This is a genomic window from Achromobacter xylosoxidans (genome assembly GCF_002192695.1).
Lineage (GTDB): Bacteria > Pseudomonadota > Gammaproteobacteria > Burkholderiales > Burkholderiaceae_B > Achromobacter > Achromobacter xylosoxidans_C.
Genome location: NZ_MTLG01000081.1, coordinates 169,250 through 183,001, shown reverse-complemented (window position 1 = coordinate 183,001; position 13,752 = coordinate 169,250). Strand labels below are relative to the sequence as shown.

At 64.8% G+C, this 13,752-nt stretch carries 11 protein-coding genes; 4 read left to right on the top strand and 7 right to left on the bottom strand.

Annotation, left to right across the window (positions count from 1 at the left end):
* From BRO63_RS18125 to BRO63_RS18110, 4 genes are all read right to left on the bottom strand, one after another.
* Window positions 1–1,868: beta strand repeat-containing protein (locus tag BRO63_RS18125; RefSeq protein WP_179215140.1), on the bottom strand; the 1,868-nt coding region annotated here is incomplete at its 3' end.
* A 689-nt stretch (window positions 1,869–2,557) separates the two neighbouring features.
* Entirely contained in the window at window positions 2,558–4,462 is a 1,905-nt protein-coding gene (locus BRO63_RS18120; protein WP_088141108.1) for a M48 family metallopeptidase, read from the bottom strand.
* A 2-nt stretch (window positions 4,463–4,464) separates the two neighbouring features.
* On the bottom strand, window positions 4,465–6,474 hold the full coding sequence (locus tag BRO63_RS18115; protein ID WP_088141107.1) for a DUF4034 domain-containing protein: 2,010 nt from the start codon (window positions 6,472–6,474) through the stop codon (window positions 4,465–4,467).
* A gap of 188 nt (window positions 6,475–6,662) precedes the next feature.
* The gene (locus tag BRO63_RS18110; RefSeq protein ID WP_088141106.1) at window positions 6,663–7,763 is read right to left on the bottom strand and encodes an NAD(P)-dependent alcohol dehydrogenase; all 1,101 of its coding nucleotides are present in this window, start codon (window positions 7,761–7,763) and stop codon (window positions 6,663–6,665) included.
* 229 nt (window positions 7,764–7,992) lie between these two features.
* Here BRO63_RS18110 and BRO63_RS18105 point away from each other — a divergent pair, with 229 nt between their 5' ends.
* Window positions 7,993–8,376: a hypothetical protein gene (locus BRO63_RS18105; protein ID WP_088141105.1), complete on the top strand. Its 384-nt coding sequence runs from the start codon at window positions 7,993–7,995 to the stop codon at window positions 8,374–8,376.
* A gap of 129 nt (window positions 8,377–8,505) precedes the next feature.
* The gene (locus BRO63_RS18100) at window positions 8,506–9,078 is read left to right on the top strand and encodes an HD domain-containing protein (protein WP_088141104.1); all 573 of its coding nucleotides are present in this window, start codon (window positions 8,506–8,508) and stop codon (window positions 9,076–9,078) included.
* Between the two features lie 17 nt (window positions 9,079–9,095).
* Here the strand turns inward: BRO63_RS18100 and BRO63_RS18095 are convergent, their stop codons facing one another.
* From BRO63_RS18095 to BRO63_RS18085, 3 genes are all read right to left on the bottom strand, one after another.
* Entirely contained in the window at window positions 9,096–9,977 is an 882-nt protein-coding gene (locus BRO63_RS18095; RefSeq protein ID WP_088141103.1) for a DMT family transporter, read from the bottom strand.
* A gap of 60 nt (window positions 9,978–10,037) precedes the next feature.
* Entirely contained in the window at window positions 10,038–10,961 is a 924-nt protein-coding gene (locus tag BRO63_RS18090) for a bifunctional helix-turn-helix transcriptional regulator/GNAT family N-acetyltransferase (protein WP_088141102.1), read from the bottom strand.
* Window positions 10,962–11,062: 101 nt separating this feature from the next.
* On the bottom strand, window positions 11,063–11,833 hold the full coding sequence (locus BRO63_RS18085) for an IclR family transcriptional regulator (protein WP_088141101.1): 771 nt from the start codon (window positions 11,831–11,833) through the stop codon (window positions 11,063–11,065).
* Window positions 11,834–12,023: 190 nt separating this feature from the next.
* Here BRO63_RS18085 and BRO63_RS18080 point away from each other — a divergent pair, with 190 nt between their 5' ends.
* Both BRO63_RS18080 and BRO63_RS18075 read left to right on the top strand, forming a co-directional pair.
* Complete coding sequence (locus BRO63_RS18080; RefSeq protein WP_088141100.1) at window positions 12,024–12,989, top strand: tripartite tricarboxylate transporter substrate binding protein; 966 nt, start codon at window positions 12,024–12,026, stop codon at window positions 12,987–12,989.
* Window positions 12,986–13,741, top strand: a complete 756-nt coding sequence (locus BRO63_RS18075; protein WP_088141099.1) for an SDR family oxidoreductase — start codon at window positions 12,986–12,988, stop codon at window positions 13,739–13,741. Before BRO63_RS18080 ends, BRO63_RS18075 begins: the two co-directional genes overlap by 4 nt.
* Window positions 13,742–13,752 lie beyond the last annotated feature (11 nt).

Here is a 13,752-nt window from a genome sequence, read left to right as displayed (position 1 = left end):
GTGTTGTTGGCCGTCAGGATCGTGGTGCCCGTACCGATCTGGTTGACCACGCCACTGCCGGAGATCTGACCGGCGAAGGTCTGGATGTCGGAGCGGTTGAAGGCCAGCGCGCCGTTGTCCACTACGTTGCCCAGGATGGCGCCGGTTGTGCCGCCGTTACCCAGCTGCAAGGTGCCGGCGGAAATCGTGGTGCCGCCCGCATAGGTGTTGTTGGCCGTCAGGACCGTGGTGCCGGTTCCGATCTGGTTCACCACGCCGCTGCCGGAGATCAGGCCGGGGAATGCCAAAGTGTCGGAACGGTTGAAGGCCAGCGCCCCGTTATTGGTCACATCGCCCAGGATGGCGCCGGTAGTGCCGCCGTTGCCCAGTTGCAGTGTGCCTGCCGAGATCGTGGTTGCGCCCGTGTAGGTATTGTTGCCCGTCAGCACCGTGGTGCCGGCGCCGATCTGGCTGACCGAGCCGCTGCCCGAAATCTGGCCGCCGAGCGTCAGGGTGTTGGAGCGATCGAATACCAGCGCCCCGTTGTTCGCCACGTTGCCCACGATGGCGCCCGTGGTGCCGCCATTGCCTAACTGCAGGGTGCCTGCCGAGATCGTGGTCCCGCCGGTGTAGGTATTGTTGGCCGTCAGTATCGTGGCGCCAGTGCCATTCTGGTTGACCACTCCGCTGCCCGAGATCAGGCCTGCGAACGTCACGCTGTCGGTACGGTTGAAGGTCAGGGCGCCGTTGTTCGTCACATTGCCCACGATGGCGCCGCTGGTGCCGCCATTGCCCAATTGCAGCGTGCCGCCGGCTATCGTGGTGCCGCCCGTGTAGTTGTTGTTGGCGGTCAACACCGTGGTGCCGCTATAGGTGCTGAGCTTGCCCGCGCCGGTGATGCCCGGAGTGAACACATAGCCGGTGGTGTCGGTGTGATTGAACACCAGCGCCCCGGTGGCGCCCAGCGTCAGGCTGGGACTGGGGCCTGTCAGCGTCAGCGTGCCGGGCGCCGCTGCGGCAGCCAATGCCGCAGCGCCGATATTGATGACGCCCTGTGAAGCAGCGGTCACGCCTGCCCGCGCGCTGACCGCGCTGACCGTGGCGTTGTTCGAGATGGTCAGCGCGCCGGAGCCGGCGTTGCCCACAGTTAGGACCCCGGAGTTTGTCCACGAGGAGCCGGTGCCGTCGATGGTGACCGCACCCGTCGCGTTCGCGCCAGCGCCTATGGTTCCAAGCGTATTGGAAACCGCGGCGCCATTCGAGATGTTGAGTTGGCCCTTGCCGGTGGTGCCGACGCTGAGTTCAGCGCTGCTGTTCCACTGCGATCCAACGCCGCTTATGGTCACCGTACCCACGCCGGTCGTGTCGTAGCCGATGTAGCCAAGGCCATTTGTCACGACAGCGCCGTCGGTGATTTGCACTGTGCCAGTGCCTGTCTGGCCCACGCGCATGAATCCAGCGGTGTTCAGCTGCGAGCCCGCGCCGCTTATCGTCAGCGTGCCGGAGCTGCCGGCTGCAACACCCAGGTAGGTATTGGTCGTGCTCGTTACATGGCCGCCATTCGAGATGCCCAGCGTGCCGGTGCCGAAATTCCCGATATTGAGCCCCGGCCCGGCGGTCCACTGCGCGCCTATGCCATTCACGGTCACGTTGCCCGTGCTGCCGACTTGGCGGCCGATAAAGCCGGATCCGCTCGATACCACGCCGCCCGCGCCAATCTGCAGCGTGCCGGTGCTGGTGTTGCCTATCGTCAGCGAATTGGTTCCCAGGTTCCAGGGCGAACTCTGCGACCCGGGAACAGTGACTATCGATCCGCCATCGATGGTCTGGGAATAAGCGGGGAAAGCGCCCAGCGCGATCAGGAATGCGCTGGAAAGCCTGAATGACAAGCGGACATCAATTGGTGACAAGGGCTGCATCTTCTCTACTCACTTATTCAAAAGAAATTCAGTGAAGTGATCGTCTGCGCGTAATACCTGCCAATTGAGTTTGCCGGGTGGTGAACAGACGGCAAGGGCAGGCGATAAGAATAAGCCTGTTTATCGTTGTCTTTACAACAATAAATAGGGACGTATTTTGGCGCGCAGAGATGTGTGGCTTCCCGTCCATTCAGACGGGAACCACGGGTATGCGATGAAAATGCCGGGCGATCAGGGAACCGAAGCGATTCCGATCAAAGGCTGGCAATGGACGGCTTGCAAGCCCGGATGCGCGCGCAAGGCGGCGCGGCGGCAGGCGAGGCCGAGGGGGAGGGGGGACGTACAGGCAACGCGCATGGCAGATCGAACCGACAAAAAAGAATGCCTAGCCTCAGTAGTTCTGTTCCATGGCAGAGCAGCTTGGACCTCCGGATTCAGCACATGGTCTGGAAATGCACGAACGAGGGTTTTGCAAAGGAGGTCAGGTTCAGATTAGTGCTGGAAAATCCGGGTGCGATTGATGTAGATCAATGGCCGTGCGCGAGGCGCGTTTAACCGCCTGTTCATGCGCAGAGCATTGTCTTGTTCGCACAACCGATAGCAATACTGTTGCGGATTGCAGCGATGGTGAATGGCGCGGCGTCCGGTGTCTGCACCGCTCAGGCGCCGATTCGGCGCAGCAGGCAGGTTGGCGTGCACAGGCTCAACAAAGGATCGCCGGCTTCCATCAGCACAGGTTCGACGGACTGGCGCAGGCGCGGCAGCAGCCGCGCCAACAGCATTTCGCAATCGCGCCGCAAATAACTGGTTTCGCCCGTCAGCTTGCCGATGGCGCGGGCCCACGCCGAGTCCTGCGCCAGCACCAGCAGCGCCAGGCTGTCGTTGCTGGTGTCGCGCAGCACCCAGACGCCGGTGGCGATGCGTAGCAGCGGATCCAGCGTGTCGGCGAGTTTGCGCAATTCGGATTCGTTCAAGCCATGCGCTTGATAGCGCGCGTCGTCGCCGTCGGCCTGGGCCTTCCGCTCCAGCATGTCCGCCTCCGTCCGCCAGGCTTGCGCCTGGCTGGCGTCCCCGCGGCGCAACGCCGCGGCCGTCAGCAGGCGCAGGCAGGGCAGGCGATGGGGGCCGGGTTCGTTGACGGCTTGCCGCCATAGCGCCTCGGCGCTCGCCTCAAGGCGCGTAGCTTCGCCGCCGGTCTTGCGTGCCGCTTGGCGCAGCTGCAGCGCGGCCAGCTGGCACAGCGTGGGCAGGTGGCCGGCATGTTCCTGCAGATTCTGCTCCAGCAGGGCGGCGGCGCCGTCCGAGTCGCCCGTCAGCGTATCGGCATACCAGGCCATGCGCGCCCGTTCGTCGGCCGATAGCGCGCGCAGGCGCTGCTTGCGCAGCAGCTCATGATGGTCGGCGATGGCCAGTTCGCGTTCGTTGCGCACCTCGCCAGCAACCTGTTCAATGGCGTTGCGTTGCGATTCGTCCAGCGCGCGAGCCAGCGGCAGGCGTTGGCTGCCGAGCCATTCTTCGGCGGCATTGGGCGAGGCGCGACGCCAGGGCAGCCGCCTGGCGCTCGTTTGCGCCGTGCTTTGATGCTCCTGGCGGGGCGACGTCGTGCCGTTCCGTGGGTCCGCTGCATCCAGGGCAGCCAGGCGGTCCGACAACGAAGGATGCGTGTCGTGATCGGCGGTCGGCAGGCACAGCGCCTGATGTAGCCAGGCCTGCGCTTCGGCTTCGTCGCGAGGGTAGGCCAGCTCGGCCCCGGCAGCCAGCCGCCCATGTGGAGAGGGCGGTTGTGCGTCAGAGGCTTGTGCGTACACGTCCGGCCAATATTCGCGCAAGGCCCGGCCATGCAAGGACACGGCCAGCAATGCGCTCGCTGCCGCAGCCGCGCCACAGGCTTGCGCCGATTGCGCATCGGCTTCGTACTCGCACTCCCGTGCAAAGTCCAGGCTCGCTGCCAGAAAGCGCGGCACGTGCCAATTCATGAACAGCCGCAGCGGCCCGGTCGACAGCCCCTTGCGCCGTTCCAGCTGGCGCGCGGCTTCCTGCCATTGCAGCCGCGCAAAGTACACGCGGCTGGCATAGCGCCCGTGGCTCCCCGCGATATGCGCGCACTCATGCGCCAGGATGGCGCGGCAGGATTCGGCCGACAGCATCTCCAGCAGCGGCTGTCCCAGCGACAGCACGTTGCGCGTGCGGCCCAGCAGGCGGCGGTGCTGGCGGATGCTGGCGTTGAACTCGCTGTTCAGATAGACGGCGTCCAGCGCCGGCGCGCCCAGGCGGACGCGCATCTGCTCGATCTCGTGGAACAGCGCCGGCGCGTCTTCGGCTTGCAGGCGTATGCCATCTTCCGCGCCAGGCGGGCGGGCCGCGAAAGGCAGCCGGAGCATCGCCCAGCCCGCGAACGGCAAGGGCAGCGCCAGCGCCGCGGCTGCCACACCCAGCACGCCCGGCAATGCTGCATACAGCCATGCGGGCGCGGTGCACAGCGCCACGCCTGCGCCCGCCAAGGCGGCGTCGCCCAGCAATAGCCGGGCCGACAGCTTCCATCCCGCCGGGCCGTGGCGCGCCATGTCTACTGCGCGGCCGGCTTGGGCGGCAGGTCTTCGGCCGACACGCCGCCGCGGCCCAGATAGGCGCCGAACACCGTGCCTAGGGTCTTGACCAGGCTGTGCGAGTTCATCACCTGCGCCTGGATATCTTCGATGTCCTCGTCGTCCGGTTGCAGGCGGCAGGCGTGCTGCGCCCATTCGATTGCGGCAAAGCGGTTCTTCTTGGCGCCGCGGCCGTGCGTGTAGGCCAGCGCGATTTCGGCGCTGGCGCGCCCGGCGCGCCAGTCGTCGTCTTCCTCCACCAACGGACGCAGGTAGGCGCGCACGCCTTCCTGCTGTTCCTGTTCGGTGCCGTGGTCGCGTAGCAGCACGCCGATGCGCAGGCGGGCCAGCGCTTCCGCGCGCGGTTCCTCGCGCGCGCCTTGCAGCAGCCACAAGACCTTGTCCAGGTTCTCGCGGCGCGAGAAATCCATCTCGCCGTCGAAGATGTTGCGATGGGCCATGTTGTACTTGGCCAGCGGCGAGCCGTCCTCCACCGCGCGCTGCAGCCACTGGTCGCGCACCTCGTTGTCCAGATAGCTGTCGGGCGTGTTGTCGCGGAAGCCCCGGTGGATGTCGTACATGCTGCAGGCCGAGTCAGCCACGCGCCGGTCCGCCAGCTGACGCGTCAGGAAATATCCCTGCTCATGGTCGCCGCCATCCCATAGCATCGCGGCCGCCGCCAGCACATTGAAGTCGTCGTCCATCTGGTCGGCGGCAAGCACCGCCGCGCGGTCCAGTAGCTGCTGCGCACGCGCCGGATCCTGCGCGAAACCCCAGCGGCCGAACTGATGCGCCACGGCTGCCAGCGCATGCGCCGTGGCCACCTGGTCCCAGCCGCACATGCGTTCCAGCACGCGCTTGAACGCGCCATCGTCGTCGGGCTGGTGATGGATGATGCTGACGTGGGCGAAACTGCGGAACGGTCCGTCCACCTGCGCGAAATACTCGTTCGGTCCGAATGCCGTCACGCTTTGGCCATGCAGCGCGCGGGCGCGGGCCTGGTCCTGCAGCGAATAGCTGGCGAATTGCGCGTAATAGCCCAGCGCCATGCCGCGCTCCGTCGGCCGCAGTTCGCGCGCCAGGAACGACTCAAAAATCCGGCGGTACTCTTCCACGGCTTCGGTGTCGTCCGGCTCCGGATAGCTGTCCAGCGCGTCATGGATCCCGATCCAGCGGATCGCATTGCGCTGCGGCTCGGACAGCGCCGTGCACAGCGGGCCGCCGGCCATGCCGTCGATATCCTCATAGCTGCCGCCCCAGCGCGGCTGCAGGTATTGCGCGTAAGCCGTCAGGGCGCCCAGATGCCCGGGCCGCAATTCCAGGGCCCGCAGCAGCCAATAGTCCTTGGCCTGTTCCATTTCATGCTCGGCGCGCGGCGCCAGCCAAGCCGGCAAGGCTTGCGGCGCCTGCGCGAGACGCGGCACGCCCACTGACGCCAGATGCGCCAGCGCCGCATCCATCAGGCCTTCTTCCTCGATGTCGTCATGCGTCAAGGTCTCGGGCGGATTGCCCGCGTACAGCGCACGCAGCCAATACGGCTCCTTGAAATGGGCGGCCAGCTGCATCATCGTCACGCAGGCCGCAATCGGTCGCGCGGAAAGCGCCATCGCCTGCAGCAAGGCAGCGGCTGAACGCTCGCAAGCCAGCGCCGCGCCCAGCCAGCGGTCCTGAGTCACGCTGTCCGCCCAGCCATAACCGCGTATATCGGCCGCGCGGCCGTAGCAGAAATTGCCCATCACCAACTGCGCGTGATACGAATTCGGGCAGGCGGCGATCCAGGCTTGCAGGAAATCCGAGGCGTCCTGGTACGGCACCGTCGAATAGTCGAACAGGGTGCCGGAATTGGCCGCCTCAAAATAGGGTGCGCCGGGGTCTTCCGTATTTGCCCAGTCTTGCTGTTCCAGATCGGCGTAATAGGCGTCGAGCTGCGCGTAGGCGCGGGATTGAACCAGGGCGCGGACGTCGCGGCGGATGGCGGTGAGGGATTGCAAGGAGGCACCTGAGGGGAAGGGCGGGATCGGCCCGTTGGCGGAAGCGGGCCAATGATGCCTCAGATGCGATTCATGGTGAAGGATGAAAGCTACAAAATAAACATATAAGTTTCAAAATGTATTTAAGTGTTGAAAGGGCGAATCTCCGGATGGCCGGGCACCCGGAGCCCTTGCAGAAAAACCCGCGCTCAGTGCGGCTTGATCGCTACTTTCAACACCCCGTCGCGCTGGTTGGCGAACAGTTCGTAGGCCGCGACGATGTCATCCAGTTTGTAGTGGTGCGTGACCAGCAAGCCCAGATCCACGCGCCCCGAGGCGATCACGTTCATCAGTCGGCGCATGCGCTCCTTGCCGCCAGGGCACAGCGCCGTGTTGATCTGGTGATCGCCCAGCCCGGCGGCAAAGGCGTCCATGGGTATGCGCAGGTCGGTGGAATACACTCCCAGGCTGGACAAGGTGCCGCCCGGCTTGAGGATGCGCAAGGCCGATTCGAACGTGCCCTGGGTGCCCAAGGCCTCGATGGATGAATCCACGCCGCGTCCGCCCGTGAGCTTGAGCACCTCGGCCACGACGTCGCAATTCTTGAAATTCAGCGTCACGTCCGCGCCCATCTTGCTGGCGATTTCCAGGCGGTGGTCATTGCCATCGATGGCAATGATGGTGGTGGCGCCGCGCAACTTGGCGCCCGCCGTGGCGCACAGGCCGATAGGCCCTTGCGCGAACACGGCCACCGTGTCGCCGATCTTGATGTTGGCGTTCTCCGCGCCCTTGAATCCCGTGGACATGATGTCCGGGCACATCAACACCTGTTCATCCGTCAGCCCGTCCGGAATGGGCGCGAGGTTGGCCTGCGCGTCGGGCACCAGCACGTACTCGGCCTGCGTGCCGTCGATCAGATTGCCGAAGCGCCAGCCCGCCGTGGCCTTGTAGCCATGGCAGCCGCAGCGCCCGCTGGGAATCAGATAGGCGCCGTCCTGGCTCGGAAAGCCATCCTGGCTGGGATACGAGGTGAAGCTCGGGCAGATGGCGCCGGCGATCACGCGCTGGCCCTCCTGGTACCCGATCACGGCGCTGCCCAGCTTTTCGATTACGCCAACCGGTTCATGCCCCACGGTGAGACCCTGGGCGACGGGGTACTCGCCTTTCAGGATGTGCACGTCCGTGCCGCAGATGGTGGTGGTGGTGATGCGGATCAGCGCGTCGTTGGGACCGACGTCCGGGATGGGCTTGTCGGTCAGCTCGATCCGGCCGGGCGCGACGAAGATTGCAGCTTTCATGAGAGCGGGCATCAGAGTCTCCTTGGGGCGGTGGGTGATTCCTCAGGCTAAACCGGAGCGGTCCGCAGGCCAACTGCAGTGCCGCAGTCAATTGACGTGGGTCAAGATAAGTCGGCAGGTGGAAAGCGCGGCGAATGCGCGTTCTTCGCAAATGCTGGCAATCCTCAATGACACAAGCGTCGCAAGGTATCATGCGCAGGTTTTCACGGATCGACCTCCTACATGGTCAGAAGGCTTTTCAATGAAAAAAAGCATTCCGCTGGTATTGCTGTCGTCCATGTTGCTGACAGCCTGCGGTCCCGACAAAATCATCGCCGATCTCCCTTCGCCAGGCGGGAAGTATCACGTCGAGGTCCGTAAATGCCCGCAGCGCGGCTCGTTGACCTGGGACGAGATGACCCAGGTTTCCGTGGTCGAAGCCGGCGTGTCGGAAAAGTGCAATGCGTTCATCGTGGCGCTGACGCAGTTCCGGTCGTATACGCCTGACGAGCAACTGCAGCTTGAATGGATTTCCGATACGGAACTGCGGGCCTGGCATCCGGCGTTCGAGCCGAAGAATGGCCCCTGGGCCCAGACCTTCAAACAGAACTCGCCAGTTCAGGTGATATTCGCACCCAAGAAGTAATTCGCGGCGGGCTTTCCCACGAGTCTCCGTGGCAATATCGTAAACGTTATAGGTTGTTGCGGAGGACCCTGTGTTGACAGTTGCGGCCCATGGCTGAGCTGGCTGCGCCGCATTGGGTTGGAATTGAGCATGAATATCGAGAACATCAAAGGCCGGCTGGCCTTTCTGCAGGAAGCCGAAAAACTCAAAAGCGTGCTGCGTAGCGGATTCACGTCCACCGGCCGCCCCGAAAGCACGGCCGAACACAGCTGGCGCCTGTGCCTGATGGCCATGGCCTTCGAGGACGAACTGGCCGGCCTGGACATGCTCAAGGTCCTGAAACTGTGCGTGCTCCATGATCTGGGCGAGGCCATACATGGCGACGTTCCGGCCATCGAGAAACACCAGTATCCGGACAAGAGTGCACAGGAGAAAGCCGACCTGCTGCATTTGACCCGTTCCCTGGATGAGAAACAGCGGGCCGGCATCATGGCGCTGTGGCAGGAATATGAGGATGCCGTCACCCCGGAAGCCAAAGCCGTCAAGGCCCTCGACAAGCTGGAAACCATTCTGCAGCACACGCAGGGTCTCAATCCGCCGGATTTTGACTATGGGTTCAATCTGACCTACGGCCAGAAGCACACCGACGCGGATCCCTTGTTTGCATTGGTACGCAGCATCCTGGACGAGAAAACGCGCGCGCGTATTGATCCGCAGGCCTGAGCCAGCCCGGCCGCGAATCAAGCTGCGGCGCGCCGCTCCTGCGTGCCAAACCAGACACCGGACAGCACCAGCACGAAAGCGCCCGTCAGGCGCCAGGTCAGCGGGTATGAGCCGCTCAACAGTTCGATCAACACCGCCGTGATCGGCGCCAGCGCCTGAAACGACATGACTCGGCTCGCCTCCAGGCGGCTCAGCGCCCACAGCAGGCAGAAATAGCCCACCGCGCTGGAAAGCCCGATGAACACCACATTCGCCCATTGAAAACCCGACAGGCCGGGCAATAGCGGCGCGCCGCGCGCCAGACAGACGCCTGCCAGGAACAAGACCGAGACAAACATCGCCACCACGCTGACATACATAGCCGGATAACGCTGCAGGTACGGACGATATAAAAGACTGCAAGCCGCGCCGATAAACGTCGCGCCCAGCAAAGCTGCCCATGCCCAGCTATCAGCAGCGCTGCCCACCGAGGCGGCAGAAGGCTGTAGCAACAGCGCAATCCCCGAGACCGCCACGCCCGCGCCGGTCAGCCGCGCCCAGCTGAACCGTTCGCGTCCCGTGGCAATCGCCAGGCACAGGGTCACCAGCGGCAGCGTGGAAAACACCAGCGCGCACGTGGCGGCCGGCAGCCGGGCCAGCGCGTAGTTCAACAGCAAGATGAGCATCGCGAATTGCAGTATGCCCAGGCCCGCCACCGCACAGAAATCCTTGGCCGTGAATCGCGCCGACCAGCGCCGCAGCATGGGCGCGGCAAGCACAACCGCCCCGATGGCATAACGCAGGAAGGCCAGGGTCTCCGCCGAGACGTCGTTCGACACTGCACGCGTGGAGACCATCGCGGCGCCCACCAGCGCGCCCGTGACGGCGGCGGCGCAAACCGCTTTGGCGCGCTCACTCATCGCAGGCGCGCCTGTCCGCAACCACGGATTTCATCTGACCGCAGCGATGCATCGCCGTCCTCACAGATCCCGCGCCCAATACTGCCCCACCAGATCCTTGCCGAAGCTGTGGTGCTGTTCTTCCTCGACCAGCTCGAAGCCGGCCTTCTCGTAGATCCGGCGCGCGTCCGTCAGCACGCTATTGGTCCACAGCACCATGCGCTTGTAGCCCGCCTGCCGCGCAAACCGCAGGCATTCGTCCACCAGTCGATGGCCGATGCCCAGCCCGCGCGCGGAGCCGTCCACATACAGCAGGCGCAGCTTTGCTGTCGTCTCGTCCTGACGCACCACGAAGACCGAGCCCACCATCTTCCCGTCCTTCTCCGCGATCCAGCAGCGCTCGCTCTCGCGGTCGAACTCCCGAATGAACTTCGCCACGATCTCGGCCACCAGCGCTTCGTACTCCGCGTTCCAGCCGAATTCCTGGGCATAGACCATGGCCTGGTTCGCCACCACCAGCCCCATGTCGCCCGGCCGCGGGTCGCGCAGCACATAGGGCAGGGGGGCTTTGTCGCCGAGCAGGTTTTGGATTTCGTTCATGGCATTGACCAGCTGCGCTTGCGCCGGCTCCGATAGCTGTTTGAGGATGGCGATGATCTCGTTGCGCGACGCATCATTGAGCGGCGCAAACGCAGCCCGCCCGGCGTCCGTGAGTTCCAGCAGGCCCACGCGGGCGTCCGCCGCCGAGCGCGTCTTGGCGATCAAGCCCTTTTTCTCGAAGCCCGAGATCACCCGGCTGACATACCCCGCGTCCAGGTTCAGCTCCCGGCAGAGGTCCGAGGTGCTGAGCGCTGGGCGGTGAGCCAGCTCGTAGAGAATGCGCACTTCGGTCAGCGAGAACTCGCTGGCCAGCAGATGCTCATGCAGGACCCCGATCTGGCGGGTGTAGAAGCGGTTGAAGTATCGGACCGCTTCGGCGCGGTCGTAGAGCGATTGCTCTGTCATGGGGACGTCCAATTGCTTGCCTAAAGCATATTATTATTTGCTTTAGGCAAGTATTGGAAGATTTTTTTGAGCTGTGGCGGACAGTCCGATAGGGCGCCGTCTCAGAAGAAGGGCGTAAATCCCCCGTTGCGCAGGGCGTCATTCATGATCCGCGCGACCTCGGCCCGGCGTCCTTCGTTTAGCCTGGATGCGATGGCGCCGACGCTGATTGCGGCGTAATGCGTGGGCGTGGCCTCGAATGGCACGCCGACCGCATAGGCGCCCTTGGTGATCAGGTCGATGCCGGTGGCGTAGCCGTTCTTGAGGGTGCGCTGGACCATCTGCCGGATCCGGCCTTCCGAGAAGCCCTTGCTCGCGTAGTCGGCCGCGTGCCGGCGGTACAGGTCGCGCAGCTCGGCGCTGCTCAGCGTTGCAAGCAGGGCCTGGCCGGCGGTGCCTTCGCCCAGCAGCCGGAAACTGCCGGCAAGCGAGGTGATGACGCGCACCGGGAAAGCGCCTTGCTCCAGGTGCAGGCAGTGCGCGAAATCGCCATTGCGCACGACCAGGAACACCGTATCTTCGGTGGCCCGCGCCACCGCCTGCATCAAGGGGCGGCAACGTTCGACGATGGGCGGACGGCTCATCGCGGTCAGCCCGAGTTGCATGGCGTTGATGCCCAGCCGGTAAGTGCCGCTGTCTTCATGATGCTGGCCGTAACCCGCCTGGACCAGACTGCCCAGCAGGCGGAATGCCGTGGAGCGGTTCAGGCCGGCGGCCGCAGCCAGCGCCGGCAGCCGCACGCCCTCCTCGTGGTGGCGCGCCAGCAGCTTGAGCAGGGCCATGGCGCGCGATACGGCCTGGACGGTCTGGCTGCTGCGAGAAATGCTGTTCATATTACGCACAAACTCAGTAAGGGTGTTTGTATGTTGGCGCAGGCTTTCTGTTAAATCAACCACGCATCATGCATGCAGCCCTACGGAAAGAAAAGGACCGCCGTGACGGTCCTGGCTCCGGGAGACGAGGGCGCCATGGGCTCCGGCGATATCCGCCGGATTTGCCGAACCGATCGCCAAGGAGAGATCGATGAAGTTGCTGGCCTTGTTGTTGTCCGCAATGTGCGGCCTGGCGGGCGCCGCGCCCGCCGCGGCGGCCTTTCCGGAAAAACCCATCACCCTGGTTGTGCCGTTCCCGCCTGGGGGCTCTACCGACGTGCACCTGCGGAGCCTGGCCAACATGGCTTCCAAGGAACTGAACCAGCCCGTGATCATCGAGAACCGGCCCGGCGCATCGGGCTCGGTGGCGTTGACCTCGATACGCAGCGCGGCCCCGGACGGATATCGCCTGACGGTGCTGGTGCCCACCAGCCTGCGGCTGCCGGTATTGCAGCCCATGGGCTACGACCCGCTGAAGGACTTCACCTACATCAGCATGCTGTCGCGCTACACCTACGTGATCGCGGTGCCGGCGAAGAGCCCATTCAAGTCCTGGGCCGACGTGCTGACCTACGCCCGCGCCAACCCCGGCAAGCTGAATTACGGCAACGCGGGCGCGTACTCCAGCACGCACCTGACCATGGAGGCCATCGCCGCCAAGGAGGGCGTCCGCTGGAACGCGATTCCCTACAAGGGCGACGGCGACCAGGTCCAGGACCTGACCGGCTCGCAGCTGGACCTGGCCACGCCCAGCGTGGGCGGCATCGGCCCGATGGTCGACGCCGGCAAGGTGCGCCTGCTGGCGGTCATGAGCAGCAAGCGGACGCAGCGTTACCCCGACGTTCCCACGCTGCCCGAGGCCGGCACCGACGTGGTGGCCGATGTGCCCTACGGCATCGTGGGGCCGGCCGGCATGGATCCCAAGGTGGTGGCCGTGCTGTCGCAAGCGCTGCGCAAGGCCTCCATGCAGGAAGACAACCTGAAGCTGCTGGTGCAGTTGGGCCAGGAGGACGCCTACAGCACGCCCGAAGCCTTCGATAGCTGGGCGCGGACAACTTACGTGAAGGAACGCGCGCAGATCGAGAAGATGGCGCAAACCAAGGGAGACAAGCCGTGAGCGCAAACAGAACCGCCGTGGTGACCGGCGCGGCCCGCGGGATCGGCGCAGCCACCGTGAGCCTGCTGGCCGATGCTGGCATGAATGTCCTGGCCTGCGATATCGATGCCGGCGAACTCGAGGCCTTGCTGGCGAGGCTGGGCTCGGACCGCGTCGCGATGCTGCCGTTGGATGTGGGCGCAGCGGACGCGCCTGCCCAGGTCCAGGAAGCGCTGAGCGCGCGCTGGAGCGCCGCTTCGGTGCTGGTCAACAACGCGGGCATTGCGCCGAAGTACAACGGCGTGGCGCTGAACATTCTGGACATGACGCCGCAGGAGTGGGAGCGGATCCTGCACATCAACCTGACGTCGGCGATGCGGCTGTGCCAGGCCTTGCTGCCCGCCATGAAGGAGAACGGCTGGGGACGCGTCGTCAATGTGTCGTCTTCGGGCGGACGCACGCGCGCGCTGGGGCCGGTCGGACCAGCCTACATGGCGTCCAAGGCGGGCATGCTGGGGTTGACGCGGCACATCGCCGCCGAACTGGGCCCTTATGGCATTACGGCCAATGTGGTCGCGCCGGGGCGTATCGCCACGACGCTGGGAGCGACCACTGGTCAGGCTGTTGCGCAAGACTATGCGCGGCGCGTGCCGGTGGGGCGCATCGGCACACCTGCGGAAGTGGCCGCGGCCATCGCTTTCCTGGCCTCGGAAGGCGCCAGCTTCGTCAACGGCGCCGTCATTGATGTCAATGGCGGCATGTTCATGCTCTAGGTAGCCCAGTC

Bases quoted from the DNA above. Each gene is read 5' to 3' on its own strand.
- BRO63_RS18120 (WP_088141108.1), bottom strand. From the start codon at position 4,462: ATGGCGCGCCACGGCCCGGCGGGATGGAAGCTGTCGGCCCGGCTATTG.
- BRO63_RS18110 (WP_088141106.1), bottom strand. From the start codon at position 7,763: ATGCCCGCTCTCATGAAAGCTGCAATCTTCGTCGCGCCCGGCCGGATC.
- BRO63_RS18105 (WP_088141105.1), top strand. From the start codon at position 7,993: ATGAAAAAAAGCATTCCGCTGGTATTGCTGTCGTCCATGTTGCTGACA.
- BRO63_RS18100 (WP_088141104.1), top strand. From the start codon at position 8,506: ATGAATATCGAGAACATCAAAGGCCGGCTGGCCTTTCTGCAGGAAGCC.
- BRO63_RS18095 (WP_088141103.1), bottom strand. From the start codon at position 9,977: ATGAGTGAGCGCGCCAAAGCGGTTTGCGCCGCCGCCGTCACGGGCGCG.
- BRO63_RS18090 (WP_088141102.1), bottom strand. From the start codon at position 10,961: ATGACAGAGCAATCGCTCTACGACCGCGCCGAAGCGGTCCGATACTTC.
- BRO63_RS18085 (WP_088141101.1), bottom strand. From the start codon at position 11,833: ATGAACAGCATTTCTCGCAGCAGCCAGACCGTCCAGGCCGTATCGCGC.
- BRO63_RS18080 (WP_088141100.1), top strand. From the start codon at position 12,024: ATGAAGTTGCTGGCCTTGTTGTTGTCCGCAATGTGCGGCCTGGCGGGC.